Below are 16836 nucleotides of genomic sequence, written 5' to 3' on the forward strand. Positions count from 1 at the left end.
CTCATCAAACTCTTCAGGCGCATATCACTGCGGGTTGGCACGGATGCTGGAAAGCAACGATTTCAGGTTGGCAGCCTTGGGCTTGACCAGCCAGAAACGACGCAGGTAATCATCGAGGTTTTCGGCGAGGTTACGACCCCATTCGCTGCCGGTCTCCTCAACGTACTCGTCCAGCACGTGCTGCAAGTGGTTCCGATAGGATTCCATGGCTTCGCCGCTGATCCGCTGGATCTCGACCAATTCGTGGTTGACCTTGTCGACGAAGGTGTTGTCCTGGTCGAGCACGTAGGCAAAACCGCCGGTCATGCCTGAACCGAAGTTGTAACCGGTCTTGCCCAATACCGCGACAAAGCCCCCGGTCATGTACTCGCAGCAGTGATCGCCAGTGCCTTCCACCACGGTGTGAGCACCGGAGTTACGCACGGCGAAACGCTCACCGGCGGTACCGGCGGCGAACAGCTTGCCACCGGTGGCGCCGTACAAGCAGGTGTTGCCGATGATGGCACTGTCCTGGGTCTTGTAAACGCTACCTTTAGGCGGAACGATCACCAGCTTACCGCCGGTCATGCCCTTGCCCACGTAGTCGTTGGCGTCGCCTTCCAGGTACATGTGCAAGCCGCCGGCGTTCCACACGCCAAAGCTCTGGCCCGCAGTGCCCTTGAAGCGGAAGGTGATTGGCGACTTCGCCATGCCTTGGTTGCCGTGCTTGCGCGCGATTTCGCCGGAGACGCGTGCGCCGATGGAGCGGTCGCAGTTGCAGATATCCAGGGCAAATTCGCCACCGCTGGCGTCGTTGATCGAGCCGCCGGCCATTTCGACCATCTTTTCAGCCAGCAGGCCTTTGTCGAACGGCGGGTTGCGGTCCACTTGGCAGAACTGTGGCTTGTCTGCCGGGATGTGGTCGCTGCCCAACAACGGCGTCAGGTCCAGGTGGTTTTGCTTGGCGGTCTGGCCTTCGAGAATGTCCAGCAGATCGGTGCGGCCGATCAGCTCTTCGAGGGAGCGCACGCCCAGCTTGGCCAGCCACTCACGGGTTTCTTCGGCGACGTAGGTGAAGAAATTCACCACCATGTCGACGGTGCCGATGTAGTGATCCTTGCGCAGCTTCTCGTTCTGCGTCGCCACACCGGTGGCGCAGTTGTTCAGGTGGCAGATGCGCAGGTATTTGCAGCCCAGCGCGATCATTGGCGCGGTGCCGAAGCCGAAGCTTTCAGCACCGAGGATTGCAGCCTTGATCACGTCGAGGCCGGTTTTCAGGCCGCCGTCAGTCTGCACACGGACTTTACCGCGCAGGTCGTTGCCGCGCAGGGTCTGGTGGGTTTCAGCCAGGCCGAGTTCCCACGGTGCGCCGGCGTACTTGATCGAGGTCAGCGGCGATGCGCCGGTGCCGCCGTCGTAGCCGGAGATGGTGATCAGGTCGGCATAGGCCTTCGCCACACCAGCGGCGATGGTGCCCACGCCTGCTTCCGCGACCAGTTTCACCGAGACCAGGGCCTGCGGGTTGACTTGTTTCAGGTCGAAAATCAGCTGCGACAAATCTTCAATCGAATAGATGTCGTGGTGCGGCGGAGGCGAAATCAATGTGACGCCCGGCACTGCGTAACGCAGCTTGGCGATCAAACCGTTGACCTTGCCACCGGGCAGCTGGCCGCCCTCACCGGGCTTGGCGCCCTGGGCAACCTTGATCTGCAGCACTTCGGCGTTGACCAGGTATTCCGGGGTTACACCGAAACGGCCGGTCGCCACCTGTTTGATTTTCGAGCTCTTGAGGGTGCCGTAGCGCGCCGGGTCTTCGCCGCCTTCGCCGGAGTTGGAACGCGCGCCCAGGCGGTTCATGGCTTCGGCCAGGGCTTCGTGAGCCTCAGGCGACAAGGCGCCCAGGGAAATACCAGCAGAGTCGAAGCGTTTGAGGATCGACTCCAGCGGCTCGACTTCACTGATGGCCAGCGGCGTGTCCAGGGTTTTCACCTTGAACAGGTCGCGGATCATCGACACCGGGCGGTTATCCACCAACGCGGTGTATTCCTTGAACTTGGCGTAGTCGCCCTGCTGCACGGCGGCTTGCAGGGTGCTGACCACGTCCGGGTTGTAGGCGTGGTATTCGCCACCGTGTACGAATTTGAGCAGGCCGCCTTGCTGGATCGGCTTGCGCGCGCTCCAGGCTTCGGCTGCCAAGGCTTTTTGCTCGGCTTCGATGTCGACGAAACGCGCGCCCTTGATGCGGCTTGGCACGCCACGGAAGCTCAAATCGCACACTTCTTCGGACAGGCCGATGGCTTCGAACAATTGAGCGCCACGGTACGAGGTGACGGTGGAAATGCCCATCTTCGACAGGATCTTCAACAGGCCCTTGGTGATGCCCTTACGGTAGTTCTTGAACACCTCATAGAGGTCGCCCAGCACTTCACCGGTGCGGATCAGGTCACCCAGCACTTCGTACGCGAGGAACGGGTACACCGCCGAGGCGCCGAAACCGATCAGCACCGCGAAGTGGTGCGGGTCGCGGGCGGTGGCAGTTTCCACGAGAATATTGGAGTCGCAACGCAGGCCTTTTTCGGTCAGGCGGTGGTGTACCGCACCGGTCGCCAGGGAGGCGTGGATCGGCAGCTTGCCCGGCGCGATGTGACGGTCGGTCAGCACGATTTGGGTACGACCGGCGCGCACGGCTTCTTCGGCCTGGTCGGCGACGTTGCGCACAGCAGCTTCAAGGCCGAGGCTTTCGTCGTAGTTCAGGTCGATGATCTGGCGGTCGAAGCCTGGGCGATCCAGGGTCATCAACGAGCGCCACTTGGCCGGGGAAATCACAGGCGAGCTGAGGATGACGCGGGAGGCGTGCTCAGGCGATTCCTGGAAGATATTGCGCTCGGCACCGAGGCACACTTCCAGGGACATCACGATGGCTTCGCGCAGCGGGTCGATCGGTGGGTTGGTCACCTGGGCGAACTGCTGGCGGAAATAGTCGTACGGCGTACGCACGCGCTGGGACAGCACGGCCATTGGCGTGTCATCGCCCATGGAGCCGACCGCCTCGTAGCCTTGTTCACCGAGCGGACGCAGCACCTGGTCGCGCTCTTCAAACGTGACCTGGTACATCTTCATGTACTGCTTGAGCTGGTCGACGTCGTAGAAAGCCGAACCGTGGTCGTTGTCTTCCATGGTCGCCTGGATGCGCAGGGCGTTCTTGCGCAGCCATTGCTTGTAGGGGTGACGGGACTTCAAACGGTTGTCGATGGCGTCGGTGTCGAGGATCTGCCCGGTTTCGGTGTCCACGGCGAGTATCTGGCCAGGGCCTACGCGGCCTTTAGCAATGACGTCTTCCGGTTTGTAGTTCCACACGCCGATTTCCGACGCCAGGGTAATGAAACCGTTGGTGGTGGTGACCCAACGCGCCGGGCGCAGACCGTTACGGTCGAGCAGGCACACCGCATAGCGGCCGTCGGTCATTACCACACCAGCCGGGCCGTCCCACGGTTCCATGTGCATCGAGTTGTACTCATAGAATGCCCGCAGATCGGGGTCCATGGTCTCGACGTTCTGCCACGCTGGCGGAATGATCATGCGCACGCCACGGAACAGGTCGATGCCGCCGGTGACCATCAGCTCGAGCATGTTGTCCATGCTGGAAGAGTCGGAACCTACGCGGTTGACCAGCGGGCCGAGCTCTTCCAAATCCATCAAATCGTTGGCGAACTTGGTGCGACGGGCCACGGCCCAGTTGCGGTTGCCGGTGATGGTGTTGATCTCGCCGTTGTGGGCGAGGAAGCGGAATGGCTGGGCCAGCGGCCATTTCGGCAGAGTGTTGGTGGAGAAACGCTGGTGAAACACGCAGATTGCGGTTTGCAGGCGTTCATCGCTCAGGTCTGGATAAAAGGCGGTGAGGTCCGCCGGCATCATCAGGCCTTTATAAATGATGGTTTTGTGCGAAAAGCTGCAGATGTAGTGCTCAGTATCAGCGGCGTTGGACACGGACGAACGACGACGCGAGGTGAACAGTTTGATCGCCATGTCCTGGTCGCTCAGGCCGTCGCCGGCGATGAACACTTGTTCGATCTGCGGTAGGCGCTCAAGGGCCAGGCGGCCGAGCACGCTGGTGTCGATCGGCACTTTGCGCCAGCCAACGAGTTGCAGGCCGGCAGCGAGGATCTCGCGGTTCATGTTCTCGCGAGCGGCCTCGGCTTTGACCGGGTCCTGGTTGAAAAACACCATGCCCACGGCGTACTGCTTGGGCAGGTCGACCGCGAAATGCTGTTGGGCGATGGCGCGCAGGAACTGGTCGGGCTTTTGAATGAGCAAGCCACAACCGTCACCGGTCTTGCCGTCGGCGTTGATCCCACCGCGGTGGGTCATGCAGGTCAGGGCCTCGATGGCCGTTTGCAGAAGGGTATGACTGGGCTCGCCCTGCATATGGGCTATCAGGCCGAAACCACAGTTATCCTTGAATTCATCGGGTTGATACAGACCTGCTTTCATAGACACTTTCTCACCAGGCTGCCTCTTATACCGAGGCAAATTTCTTTTCAATTCAACCAGTTACCTTCCACGCCGAACGTACGCCGGCTTAGCGGGGGCAAAAGGGAGGTCATTGTACACACCGACACAGACGCTCACAAATTTAGCGACGAAATGTCGCAAATCTATGTCGCATTTATGAAAGGTTTAAAGCGATATGCTGTGCTAGTCAAAACTTTTTTAATTCTGACCGCTACGACTCAAAAGCTACGTGACGCAGACACCACAAAGCGCGCGGCCTTCAGGGCTGCACGCTGTTGTCGTTTTTTTGAGGTGCCGGGAGGGCGGCCTGGGTAAGGCCGCCGGACCTTCAGCGAGTTGTTGCGAGTTCTTGTTGAACGCTGGCAACAGTGCGAGGCCAAGGTTTACCAGCCTGAACCTTCGCTGGCAAGGATTTGATCGCGGAATCTGCGGCTGCACGGCTGGAGAAGTTGCCGTAGGTGATCACGTAGAGAGGCTTGCCGTTGAGCACTTTCTTGAAGTAACGGTACTCGCCGCCCTGCTCTTTCACGAACGCCTGGGCATTGGCTTCGGAGCTGGTGCCAAGGATCTGCACCACGAAATTGCCGGTAGGCTGGCTGGCGTACCAGCTGCTGCCAGCGGCGCCGGCTTTGGCGACGGTGGCGGCTGGTTTTTCAGCAGGCTTGGCAGCCGGAGCTGGCTTGGCGGCAGGTGCTGGCGTGACCGGCTTGGTCACTGGCGCAGGCTTGGCAGTGGCGACCGCCGTAGGCGCAGGTGTTGGCTTGGCAGCCGGCTGGCCCGCTGGCACGCCCGCAGGTGGTGCGGTGGTGGTCACGGTCGGCGGCGTAGCGCTGGAACCTTCCACCGGTACACCGTCGTCACCTTCGGAAATGCCACCCGCTTCTTCAGCGAGCGGGCCACGCATTACCGGTTGGCCGACCATCGGCAGGTTGGTCGGTTGGCCGGAGTTGGCAAATTCAACGTTTGGCGTGGGCTTGCCCAGTGGCAACTGCGCCTGTTCGGTTGGCGCGCCGGCAGTGGTCGGTGCTTTGCTGCGGCCCGGGATCAACCAGGCAGCCGCTACAGCGACCACGACAACGGCGGAAATCGCCAATACGTGCTTCTTAGGCATAGTGAACCCCATCTTTGGACGCTTGACCGCGGTGCGGCTGGCAATCATGGCTTCGATCATGGCATCGCGGGCAACCTGATTGATGTTGCCAGGCCAGCCGTCGGAGCTTTCGTGAATATCAGAGATCTGCGCAGCGGAGAAAAGTTCGATACCCGCCCCGGCGCCTTCCAGGCGTTGAGCCAGGTATTCGCGGGTTTCTTCCTCTTCGTACGGCTGCAGCTCGATGACGTGGAACAGCTCCTGATCACCGCTGATCTGCTCGAGGTCGGCGATCAACGACGATTCACCAAACAGGAACACGTGCGGGCGACCTTCCGGCGTGCCCGCCGCCAGCGCCAACAGCGCTTCCAGCGCCGATTCGTCAAGCTGCTCGGCGTCATCCACCAGCAGGTAGACTTCCTGGCCGGTCAGACCGAGTTGCACAACCTGCTTGAGGATCGCGTTCGGCTCGGCTGTGGCCACGTCCAGCGCCTGGGCAACCTGGCGCAACACGCCCGCCGCATCACCGGCACCACGGGCTGACACCACCACGCTCTGTACCGATTGCTTGTTGGTGCTGGCCACCAGGGCCTGGCGCAGCAGCGTCTTGCCGCTGCCCAACGGGCCGGTCACGACCAGCAGCAGTTGGCTGTAGCGCGCGAGGTGATGCAACTGACCAAGCACCGGCTTGCGCTGGGCCGGGAAAAATTTGAAACCAGGCACCCGTGGAGCAAAGGGGTCGTGGCTTAACTGGTAGTGGCCGAGGAACGCCTCGTCGGCATGCAAACTAGTCATCGGGATCTGATTAACCTTTCAGCTGAGCCAGGGCACGGTAATCCGCTCCCAGCGTGGCTTGTAAAATCTCTTTTGGATAATCGTCGGTCACTACCGCTTCGCCCATGTGGCGCAGCAGCACCAGTCGCAGTCGACCGTCGATCACTTTCTTGTCTATCGCCATATGTTCGAGGAAGTCCGCCTCAGTCATCTCCTCAGGCGGAATGACCGGCAAACCGGCGCGCTGGAACAGGTGGATACCGCGATCACGCTCCTGGGCGCTGATCCAGCCCAAGCGTTGCGACATCTCCAACGCCATCACCGTGCCAGCAGCCACGGCCTCGCCATGTAGCCACACACCATAGCCCATGTGCGTTTCGATCGCATGGCCGAAGGTGTGGCCCAGATTTAACGTGGCCCGCACACCGGACTCCCGTTCGTCGGCATTCACCACCAGCGCCTTGGCGGCGCAGGAACGGGAAATCGCTTCGGTCAGTGCCACCTGGTCGAGGTTGCGCAATGCGTCTACATGTTCTTCCAGCCAGGTCAGGAACGGCTCGTCGCAGATCAACCCATACTTGATGACTTCCGCCAGGCCCGCCGACAACTCGCGCGGCGGCAGGGTGTTGAGGGTCGCGGTGTCGATCAGCACGGCTTGAGGCTGATAGAACGCGCCCACCATGTTCTTGCCCAGCGGGTGGTTGATCCCGGTCTTGCCGCCCACCGACGAATCGACTTGGGACAACAGAGTGGTCGGCACCTGGATAAAGTCCACGCCACGCTGGTAACAGGCGGCTGCGAAGCCGGCCATATCACCGATCACGCCGCCGCCCAAAGCAATCACAGTGGTGCGGCGGTCATGGCGTGCGGTCAGCAAGCCATCAAAGATCAGTTGCAGGGTTTCCCAGTTCTTGTGGGCTTCGCCGTCGGGCAAGATCACAGAGATAACCGAGTACGCCGACAGGCTTCGGCTCAAACGCTCAAGATACAGCGGCGCGACCGTTTCGTTGGAGATGATCGCCACTTGCCGCCCGGCAATGTGCGGTGCGAGCAACTCGGGCTGGTCCAGCAGACCTTCGCCAATATGGATCGGGTAGCTGCGCTCGCCTAGATCGACCTTAAGTGTCTGCATGTGTCCCCGCGTTAGAGATGTATTGACGACCGGCAACGCCAAGATCTGACATCACCTGATGGCTCTACGCCACACCCCGCAGGGTGATAGCGCGCCGCCGAGAATAGCGCATTTCGGGCCCGGCTTTAACGGGGTGGCAGCCGTTGCAGACGCTCGAGAATGTCGAGGACCACCATCCGTGGGGGCCGCTCATCGGTTTCCACCACCAGATCGGCGATCTCCCGGTACAGCGGATCGCGTAGCGTGAGCAGGTCCCGCAGGGTTTTCTCCGGGTTGGCCGTACGCAGCAATGGGCGATTGCGATCGCGGGCGGTGCGGCCCACCTGCTGCTCGACTGACGCATGCAGATAGACCACCCGACCACCGGCATGCAGCGCGCGGCGGTTTTCGTCGCGCATCACCGCGCCACCGCCAGTCGCCAATACCACGCCATCGCAGCCACACAGCTCGGCGATCATCGCCTGCTCGCGGTCACGAAAGCCCAGCTCGCCTTCCTTATCGAAGATCCATGGGATATTGGCACCCGTGCGCAATTCAATTTCCTTGTCGGAATCTTTGAATGGCAGGCGCAGCTCTTTGGCCAGCAAACGGCCGATGGTGCTTTTTCCAGCCCCCATCGGTCCTACAAGAATCAAATTTCGCACAGAATCAACGACTCACAGCAATCGCCTGGTTATTCATAATACGCGGAGTCAGGAATACCAGCAGCTCGGATTTTTTCTCCGCCAGCACATCGCGCCGGAAAAGGCGGCCAAGATACGGCACATCGCCCAAAAATGGCACTTTATCTACCACTTTGCTTTGGGTATTGGAGAAAACCCCGCCGATAACAATGGTCTCGCCATCCTTCACCAACACCTTGGCATTGACCTCGTTTTTCTTGATCGGCGGCACGTCGTTGAGTTTGTTCAGGTAATCGGGCTCATCCTTGGTGACCTTGACCTCCATGATCACGCGGTCGTCGGGGGTGATTTGCGGGGTGACCTCCAGCGACAGCGACGCTTCCTTGAACGACACCGAAGTGGCGCCACTGGAACTGGATTCCTGATAAGGAATCTCGGTGCCCTTGAGGATGCGCGCGGTTTCCTTGTCGGAGGTGACCACTTTGGGTTGCGAGACGATTTCGCCGTTGCCGGTTTTCTCCATGGCGGTGAGTTCCAGGTCCAGCAGCAAGTTATCGGTGATAAAGGCGATGCCCAGGCCCGAGGTGCCGGTCAGCGAACCCAAATCCACAAAGGGTGAGCTGGGTGGGTTCTCTGGTGGTTCCGCGCCCTCAGACTGAGGCTTGGGGATACCCCCCGCGCCCCAGTTTCCGCGATTCAGCCGGCCACCCCAGCGCGCGCCCAGGCTTTTGTCGTAATCGACATTGGCCTCGACAATCCGCGCCTCGATCATGACCTGGCGCACCGGAATATCCAGCTGAGCCACGATCCGCCGCAGCTCCTCGAGCCGCTCCCCGGTCTGGTAGGCAATGATGTTGTTGGTGCGATCATCGACCGCCACCGAGCCTCGCTCATCGGTGACGCCCTCGAGGCCCGTGACCGATTGGAACAGCTTGGCCAGGTCCGCCGCCTTGGCGTAATTGACTTGCAACAGCTCACGGCGCAACGGCGCCAGTTCGGCCATTTGCTTGCGCGACTCAAGGGTCAGCAGCTCACGCGCGGCCAACTCCTCGGCAGGCGCCACCAGCAATACGCCGGCCTTTACCCGCTTATCCAATCCCTTGGCTTGCAATACCAGGTCCAGCGCCTGGTCCCAGGGCACATCCTTGAGGCGCAGCGTGATCGAGCCCTGCACGTCGTCGCTCGCTACCAGGTTGAGGCCTGCCACATCGGCAATTTGCTGCAACGCGGTACGCAACTCGATGCTCTGGAAGTTAAGGTTCAGCTTGTCGCCTGTGTAGGCGCTTGACGTGGCGCTGCCGGGAGGCGGCAACTGGATCAGATCCACACGATTGGGCACAGCAGTAGCCATCGGTGCCGTGAACGCTATCCATAGCGCCACACCGACGGACGAAAAAGTCCTTTTCATTGCTTGATTCCATTATGAATTGAGGTTTAACACCAGCGTTCGTGGGCGCTCGAGCCAGGCGCCCTGACCATCAGGAAACAGCTCGACCAGTTCTATGTAACGTTCATGGATGGCAGTGATCCGCCCATGGTCCGGCCCCAGGTAGTCACCGACCGCCAGGCGGTGCACCTTGGATGCCGCACGCAGCAGGGCGAAAGCTCGCACCCCACGGGACAGCGTGCCGACCATTTCAAACTGCTCCATCGGGAGGCTTTCCAGTACACCACGTGGCCGGCCGAGGTCTGGCGCGCGGGCTGGCCGACCAGACACGTGGTCAACCTGAACGGCAAGCAATTGAAAAGGATCGCGCAGCCCCAATGAGTCGTAGACAAACCGCAGCCCTTGCCCGCCTCGCCCACCGCCCTGGGCATGCCAGTAAGTCTTGGCCAGCAGGTCAAGGCGTAAAAGCTTGCCATCACGCCTAAAGGCCACATCGTGCACCGTGGCGATGCGCGACAGGTTACCCAGGCCACTCAGGAACATCGCCAGGTCGTGATAAGCGCCCGCGACGCCGATCTGCACAGGTTGTTCGTGATAGAACGGCCGAGACAACGCATCCAACGGGGTGACGCTCTCAACCAACAAACCATTGGCCAGTGCCAGACGCGCAACGTCTTCCAGCAAGCCGGGCATTTCTGACTCGCTCGGCAACGCCTGCAAAAGCTCATCGACCTTCGCCTGCATCAACTGAAGCTGTTGCGTGCGCGCCTCAAGGCTGGCAGCCAGGACAGTTTTTTGTGCGACTTGCTGCTGCAGGGCCACTTCCCGCGCCTCGACCTGATGTAACCGCGCCCGCGAAGGACTCAGGTACGCAAGGTCGCCCACCACAAACACCAGACCCGCCAGCGCACAGCCCAACAGGGCCTTGCCGGGTAAGGGCCATTTTGCAGCGTTGTGAGTGAGTGCAGAAAGATTGAGCCTCAGCAGGCTCAAGGTTGAGCCTCGGTGGACTCTCCCTGACGGACCATCAGCTGGAACTCATTGTTGCCGCGCGCGCCATCCGTCCGCACATGTTGCAGCCGCGTCGAATGGGCGCCTTCCGCGGCCTCCAGGCGGCGCATCAACTGGGCGATGTCCTGGCTGGATTCAGCGCTGCCGCTGATACTCACCGTATCGCCCTTCGCCACCACTTCATGCAGGTGCACACCGTCAGGGACCGCACGCGCCAACTGATCCAACAGCTGAGCACCATTCGAGCGGGCATCGTGCAGGTCTTGCACGACTTTCATGCGCTGCGCCAGTTGCTGGCTTTGCTCCTGCAGGTCATCGATGGTCTTGATGCGTGAATCCAGGCCGGTGATTTCCTTGCCCAGGTGGTCATTGCGAGTCACCTGACGATCAATGGCTTGGTCGATCACCTGATCCGCCAGCCACACCGTCGCCAGCGCCGCACAAGCGAACACCAGCAAACACGCCAGCAAATTCTTGCGACGCCGCTCTGCCAGCGCCTGGCGCCAAGGCAGTAGGTTGATTCGTGTCTTCAAGCGAAACTCCTCAGGGCCAACCCGCAAGCAATTCCCATCCCTTGGGCATCCACGGCCCATTGTGCACTATCCACTCGATGGCTCGGCGTGAAGCTGGCGAAATCGTGACTGCAAGCGCGCGCCAATGCAAACGCTTCGACATCGACCACCTTCGGCACCAGCCCCGCCAGGGCCAAAACTGCCTCGCGGGCTTCCACCTGATCCTTGAGGCATGCAGCGAGCAGTACCTCGACACGGCCTGGGTCAAGTGCCGTCGGCCCGCGCACCTGAAAGTCGATGGCCACGTCATCCAATGGATAAGGAATGTACTGGTCTGCCTCCATCTGGATCATCCAGGTCATCTCATCGTCTGTGAGCCCCGCTTCCATTTCGATCATCCGCGTGATCACCGAAGGCCCGGCCACAGAGGCGGCGGCACCACGGGCCGACGTCGATAACCGCGACAACGCACTGCGCAAGGTGCGCCCTACACCCTCGAGATCGAGGAATGTGCCGTCGACCACCGTGTGCGCAGGCAACGCCTGTGTAACATAGCCTTGAACGTTGAACCCCGAAACTGAGCGACCCAGCTCGATCAGCCGGATGGTCGTGTCATTGATGTCGACACCTAGCAAGGTGTCGGCTTTTCGCGTGAAAAATCCCTTTCTCATAAAACTCCCTAAAACTTTGTCTGTCATACCGCCTGATTGCCGTTGTGCACCATGCATTCGGTCGACTTGTTGAACCGGCGCGAATGACGCCCCAAGTCGAAAAATGCTTTAATGCCCAGCGTTTTTTTCCGCTTTTTATCTGCAGCTCGGGTCGATCCATCGTTTGCCATGCATGCCCCGACGCCTAACTCATTCTTTTCTCTGGAAATCCAAAAGCCTTGATTCGTCTGCTGAAGTTTTTCGGGTACTCCATTGTCGCCATCGTTTGCGGGCTGCTGCTCGTGCTCAGCGGGGCCTACCTCTACCTTAGTCCGGGTTTACCCTCCGTAGAGGCTCTTAGAAGTATCCAGTTGCAGATTCCTTTGCGGGTCTACAGCAGCGATGAAAAATTAATCGCGGAGTTCGGCGAAATGCGCCGCACACCGATTCGTTTTGCCGATATTCCACCCAATTTCATCAGCGCCTTGCTGTCGGCCGAAGATGATAATTTTGCCAACCACTATGGCGTCGACCCCAGCAGCTTGGTGCGTGCGGCGACACAATTGGTAAAAAGCGGACACATTCAATCCGGCGGCAGCACCATCACCATGCAGGTGGCGAAGAACTTCTTCCTCACCAGCGAGCGCAGCTTTTCGCGCAAGGCCACGGAGATCCTCTTGGCACTGCAGATTGAGCGCCAGTTGACCAAGGACGAGATCCTCGAGCTGTACGTGAACAAGATTTACCTGGGCAACCGCGCCTACGGAATCGAGGCGGCTTCGCAGGTCTACTACGGCAAGTCAATTCGTGATGCCAGCCTGGCGCAGATGGCCATGATTGCCGGCCTGCCAAAGGCCCCATCACGCTTCAACCCCCTGGCCAACCCGGCGCGCAGCAAAGAACGCCGCGACTGGATCCTGGGGCGCATGTACAAGCTGGGCAAGATCGACCAGGCCGCTTACGAAAGCGCCATCGCCGAACCACTGAACGCCAGCTACCACGTGCCGACGCCGGAAGTGAACGCACCCTATATCGCCGAAATGGCGCGCGCCGAGATGGTCGGCCGTTACGGCAGCGAGGCCTACACCGAAGGTTTCCGCGTGACCACCACCGTGCCGAGCAACCTGCAGGACATCGCCAATGAGGCGGTGCATTCCGGCCTGATCACCTACGACCAGCGCCATGGCTACCGCGGCCCTGAATCGCGCCTGCCGGGCAAAACGCTGAGCGCCTGGACCACAGAGCTTGGCAAACAACGCCCGATCAGCGGCCTGGAGCCGGCCATCGTCACCCAGGTGAAGAAAGATGGCGTGCAGGTGCTGACCCGTACCGGCGAAGCCCATGTGGCGTGGGACAGCATGAAATGGGCGCGCCCTTTCCTGAATACCAACAGCATGGGCGCGATGCCTAAGCAGCCTTCGGACGTGGCGCAAGTGGGCGATCTGATCCGCGTGCAACGCCAGAAGGACGACAGCCTCAAATTCAGCCAGGTGCCACTGGCCCAAGGCGCGCTGGTTTCGCTGGACCCACAGAACGGTGCAATCCGCGCCCTGGTCGGCGGCTTCGCGTTCGAGCAGAGCAACTACAACCGTGCGACCCAGGCTAAGCGCCAGCCCGGTTCGAGCTTCAAGCCGTTCATCTACAGCGCCGCACTGGACAACGGCTACACCGCCGCCAGCCTGGTCAACGATGCGCCTATCGTGTTTGTCGACGAGTACCTGGACAAGGTCTGGCGCCCGAAGAACGACACCAACACGTTCCTCGGTCCGATCCGCATCCGCGAGGCGCTGTACAAGTCGCGTAACCTGGTGTCGATCCGCCTGCTGCAGGCGATGGGCGTGGGCAAGACCATCGATTACATGACGCGCTTTGGCTTTGCCAAGTCGGACCTGCCGCCGAACCTGTCCCTGGCCTTGGGTACGGCGACCCTTACACCGATGGAAATCGCCACCGGCTGGAGCACGTTTGCCAACGGCGGCTACAAGATCGCGCCGTACCTGATCGACAAGATCGAAAGCCGCAATGGCGACACCCTGTTCACGGCCAACCCACCGCGCGTGCCGGGGGATGTGGTCAACGGCGTGGCGGCGACTGATGGCCTGGCAGCCCCGAGCAACGGAGGCATCACCATCGAGCCGACCCCAGGCACAACGCCTGCGGCCAACGACACGCCGGCTGAGCCCCAGACGCCTGCAGTCGCCGAGCGCATCGTCGACGGCCGTACCACTTATATCCTCAACAGCATCTTGGAAGACGTCATCAAGAAAGGTACCGGCCGCCGCGCACTGGCGCTGAACCGTCCGGACATCGCCGGCAAGACCGGTACCACCAACGAGTCCAAGGACGCCTGGTTCTCCGGCTACAACGCCGACTACGTGACCACCGTATGGACCGGTTATGACCAGCCGGAAAGCCTGGGCCGCCGCGAGTTCGGGGGCACCGTCGCACTGCCGATCTGGATGAGCTACATGGGCGCGGCCTTGAAGGACAAGCCGCCGCACACGCAGCCTGAGCCGGAAGGCATCCTCAGCCTGCGCATCGATCCGGTCAGCGGCCGCGCGGCCTCGCCAAGCACACCGAATGCGTACTTCGAACTGTTCAAGAGCGAAGACACGCCGCCGTCGGTCAATGAGCTGGGCAATGGCGTTGCACCGGGCAGCCCGCTGCCGGCGGATGAGGCAGCGCCGATCGACCTGTTCTAGTGAGATTTATGGCCTGAAACAGATCCAATGTGGGAGCGGGCTTGCCCGCGATTGCAGTGTGGCAGGCGCCACATGAGCTGATTGACCCATCGCTATCGCGGGCAAGCCCGCTCCCACACTTGGATCTCCACAGGGCTCAAGTGAATCGCCACAAAAAAGCCCCGACTCGCGAGAGCCGGGGCTTTTTGTTGGTGCGCTACAACGGCTTAGCCGTTGAACACATCATCCACGCTTTGCAGCGGGTAGTTCTTCGGATACGGCAGGGTAGCCACACCGGTCTCGATGGCGGCTTTGGCCACGGCATCGGAGATCAGGGTGATCAGGCGCTTATCCATTGGTTTCGGGATGATGTACTCGCGACCGAATTCCAGCTTGGCGCCACCGTAGGCATCGCACACGTCCTGAGGCACCGGCAGTTTGGCCAGTTCACGCAGGGCGTTGGCAGCAGCCACTTTCATCTCTTCGTTGATGCGCTTGGCGCGAACGTCGAGGGCGCCACGGAAGATGAACGGGAAGCCCAGAACGTTGTTGACCTGGTTCGGGTAGTCCGAACGGCCAGTGGCCATGATCACGTCGTTGCGAGTGGCATGCGCCAGTTCCGGCGAGATCTCCGGGTCCGGGTTGGAGCAGGCGAACACGATCGGGTTGGCCGCCATGGACTTCAAGCCTTCGGCGCTCAGCAGGTTCGGGCCGGACAGGCCGACGAACACGTCTGCACCGTCGAGCGCGTCAGCCAGGGTGCGCTTGGACGAAGGATGGGCAAACATCGCCTTGTACTGGTTCAGGTCGGTACGCTCGGACTGGATCACGCCCTTGCTGTCGACCATGTAGATGTTTTCCAGCTTGGCACCCATGCTCACGATCAACTTCATGCACGAGATGGCCGCAGCGCCGGCACCCAGGCAGACGATCTTGGCATCAGCCAGGGTTTTGCCAGCGATTTCCAGGGCGTTGATCATGCCGGCTGCGGTAACGATCGCGGTGCCGTGCTGGTCATCGTGGAATACCGGAATGTCGCACTGTTCGATCAGGGCCTTTTCAATCTCGAAGCACTCAGGTGCCTTGATGTCTTCCAGGTTGATGCCACCAAAGGTGATGGAAATGCGCTTGACCGTGTCGATGAACGCCTGCGGGCTTTCGGAGTCGACTTCGATGTCGAAAACGTCGATGCCGGCGAAGCGCTTGAACAGCACGCCCTTACCTTCCATGACTGGCTTGGACGCCAATGGGCCAAGGTTGCCCAGGCCGAGAATCGCGGTGCCATCGGAAATCACTGCAACCAGGTTGCCTTTGCCGGTGTACTTGTACGCCAGTTCAGGGTCGCGGGCGATTTCACGTACGGGCTCGGCAACACCAGGGCTGTAGGCCAACGACAGGTCGCGGGCGGTGGCAGTGGCTTTGGTGAGCTCTACACTCAGCTTTCCTGGACGAGGATGGGCATGGTATTCGAGAGCGGCAGTTTTCAAATCAGACATATCGGCATTCCGCTTTTACTGTTGGTCGACGGACCGCCGAGGATACGCGTGTCGCAAAGTCCCTACAAGACTGGGCAGTCACAGGTGTCAAGGCCCCAAAGTGCCGTACTTTGGTCTAAGGCCACGGGATACAAGGGCTCAAGTGTTCACAATCGCTTAAAAAAATGTCTACAATTTTTTATTAATAAATCGATTTGAGCATACCGGGATCGGTCACTGGCAGCAGCCAACGTGCCTGGCCGTTTTTCAGGGCGCCCCGCTTGGCGCGATCCTGCACCCAGCCGCGCGCCTCGATTGTCTTGCCTTGCAGACCACTTAGCCATGCGGCGTCGAATTGTCGGATGAGGTCGGGTGCAATGCGTAATACCAGTGAACCCTGCAATTCGATCCAGATTCCACCACGATTGCGTTCGATCTTGCGCACGTTACCGCTGACAAGCACGAAGCCGGATTGCTTGAGCTGCGCCACCTGTTGCACTGGCGACTGGCGCCAAAGACCCAGTCGCGCCTTGCGGGCAGTGTTTTCGGCCGCCTGCTGGCAAGTGACAAGATCGACATTGGGCGCGACACCCACTTGAAACGCCAGGCCCTCGGCCAGCAACTGCGCTTCCAGATTCTCGCCATCGGCACCGTAGAAATGAGCCAGCGTACGGCCGTAGTGGTCTTTGCCCTCGCGCCCAGGCACCAGGCCGAGGCGACTGTCGCTGGCGTCAACCAACGCCTGCAAGCGCTGACGGGCAGCGACGGCGAAGGGCTCGTCGGAACGGCCTCGCTTGCCGGTCTCCGGCGCATTGAGGCCAATCATCCGTACGCTGCGACCATCCTTGAGGCGCACCGTGTCGCCATCCACCACGCGCTGCACCTCCACCTGGGCAAGGCCTGGCGGCGCGGGGCAGAACACGTTCGCCTGGGCGGCTGATTGCCAAAACCCAGGCACAAAAAAGGCGCCCACAAGGGACGCCTTTTTCAACAGCTGGCAAAAGCCCATA

General features: G+C 60.7%; 10 protein-coding genes and 1 pseudogene. 1 reads left to right on the forward strand and 10 read right to left on the reverse strand.

Annotated elements, in window-relative coordinates; genetic code table 11:
* Positions 1–24: 24 nt before the first annotated feature.
* The 8 genes and pseudogenes from gltB to pilM all read right to left on the reverse strand — a co-directional run bounded on the left by gltB (position 25) and on the right by pilM (position 11691).
* Positions 25–4470 (reverse strand): glutamate synthase large subunit, encoded by a 4446-nt coding sequence (gene gltB, locus JBO08_RS20210; protein WP_065910814.1) that lies wholly within the window; start codon positions 4468–4470, stop codon positions 25–27.
* A 349-nt stretch (positions 4471–4819) separates the two neighbouring features.
* Positions 4820–6376 carry an SPOR domain-containing protein gene (locus JBO08_RS20215; protein ID WP_065875725.1) on the reverse strand — a complete coding sequence of 519 codons (1557 nt, stop codon included), beginning with the start codon at positions 6374–6376 and terminating at the stop codon, positions 4820–4822.
* A 10-nt stretch (positions 6377–6386) separates the two neighbouring features.
* The gene (gene aroB / locus JBO08_RS20220; protein WP_065875726.1) at positions 6387–7487 is read right to left on the reverse strand and encodes a 3-dehydroquinate synthase; all 1101 of its coding nucleotides are present in this window, start codon (positions 7485–7487) and stop codon (positions 6387–6389) included.
* Positions 7488–7612: 125 nt separating this feature from the next.
* Positions 7613–8131, reverse strand: coding sequence for a shikimate kinase AroK (gene aroK, locus JBO08_RS20225; RefSeq protein WP_010213757.1), 519 nt, complete (start codon positions 8129–8131; stop codon positions 7613–7615).
* 4 nt (positions 8132–8135) lie between these two features.
* Positions 8136–9392: pseudogene (locus JBO08_RS20230) on the reverse strand (type IV pilus secretin PilQ); the annotation flags it as partial.
* Between the two features lie 138 nt (positions 9393–9530).
* Entirely contained in the window at positions 9531–10490 is a 960-nt protein-coding gene (locus tag JBO08_RS20235) for a pilus assembly protein PilP (protein ID WP_220074883.1), read from the reverse strand.
* Positions 10487–11041, reverse strand: coding sequence for a PilN domain-containing protein (locus JBO08_RS20240; protein ID WP_065875729.1), 555 nt, complete (start codon positions 11039–11041; stop codon positions 10487–10489). Before JBO08_RS20240 ends, JBO08_RS20235 begins: the two co-directional genes overlap by 4 nt.
* Positions 11038–11691, reverse strand: a complete 654-nt coding sequence (pilM, locus tag JBO08_RS20245) for a type IV pilus biogenesis protein PilM (RefSeq protein WP_065875730.1) — start codon at positions 11689–11691, stop codon at positions 11038–11040. Before pilM ends, JBO08_RS20240 begins: the two co-directional genes overlap by 4 nt.
* Positions 11692–11912: 221 nt before the next feature.
* Between pilM and JBO08_RS20250 the strand changes: the two genes are divergently transcribed.
* The gene (locus JBO08_RS20250; protein WP_405045939.1) at positions 11913–14372 is read left to right on the forward strand and encodes a penicillin-binding protein 1A; all 2460 of its coding nucleotides are present in this window, start codon (positions 11913–11915) and stop codon (positions 14370–14372) included.
* Positions 14373–14578: 206 nt separating this feature from the next.
* On the opposite strand, the gene JBO08_RS20255 is transcribed toward JBO08_RS20250, so the two are convergent.
* Together JBO08_RS20255 and JBO08_RS20260 are read right to left on the reverse strand one after the other, a co-directional pair.
* Positions 14579–15847 (reverse strand): malic enzyme-like NAD(P)-binding protein, encoded by a 1269-nt coding sequence (locus JBO08_RS20255; RefSeq protein WP_049710409.1) that lies wholly within the window; start codon positions 15845–15847, stop codon positions 14579–14581.
* A 181-nt stretch (positions 15848–16028) separates the two neighbouring features.
* Complete coding sequence (locus tag JBO08_RS20260; protein ID WP_220074885.1) at positions 16029–16835, reverse strand: thermonuclease family protein; 807 nt, start codon at positions 16833–16835, stop codon at positions 16029–16031.
* Position 16836 lies beyond the last annotated feature (1 nt).

Source organism: Pseudomonas sp. LAP_36 (assembly GCF_019456785.1).
Classification (GTDB): Bacteria; Pseudomonadota; Gammaproteobacteria; order Pseudomonadales; family Pseudomonadaceae; genus Aquipseudomonas; species Aquipseudomonas tritici.

Coding starts and splice junctions, on each gene's coding strand:
- JBO08_RS20215 (WP_065875725.1), bottom strand. CDS start 6,376: ATGACTAGTTTGCATGCCGACGAGGCGTTCCTCGGCCACTACCAGTTA.
- aroB (WP_065875726.1), bottom strand. CDS start 7,487: ATGCAGACACTTAAGGTCGATCTAGGCGAGCGCAGCTACCCGATCCAT.
- JBO08_RS20255 (WP_049710409.1), bottom strand. CDS start 15,847: ATGTCTGATTTGAAAACTGCCGCTCTCGAATACCATGCCCATCCTCGT.
- JBO08_RS20260 (WP_220074885.1), bottom strand. CDS start 16,835: ATGGGCTTTTGCCAGCTGTTGAAAAAGGCGTCCCTTGTGGGCGCCTTT.
- pilM (WP_065875730.1), bottom strand. CDS start 11,691: ATGAGAAAGGGATTTTTCACGCGAAAAGCCGACACCTTGCTAGGTGTC.
- gltB (WP_065910814.1), bottom strand. CDS start 4,470: ATGAAAGCAGGTCTGTATCAACCCGATGAATTCAAGGATAACTGTGGT.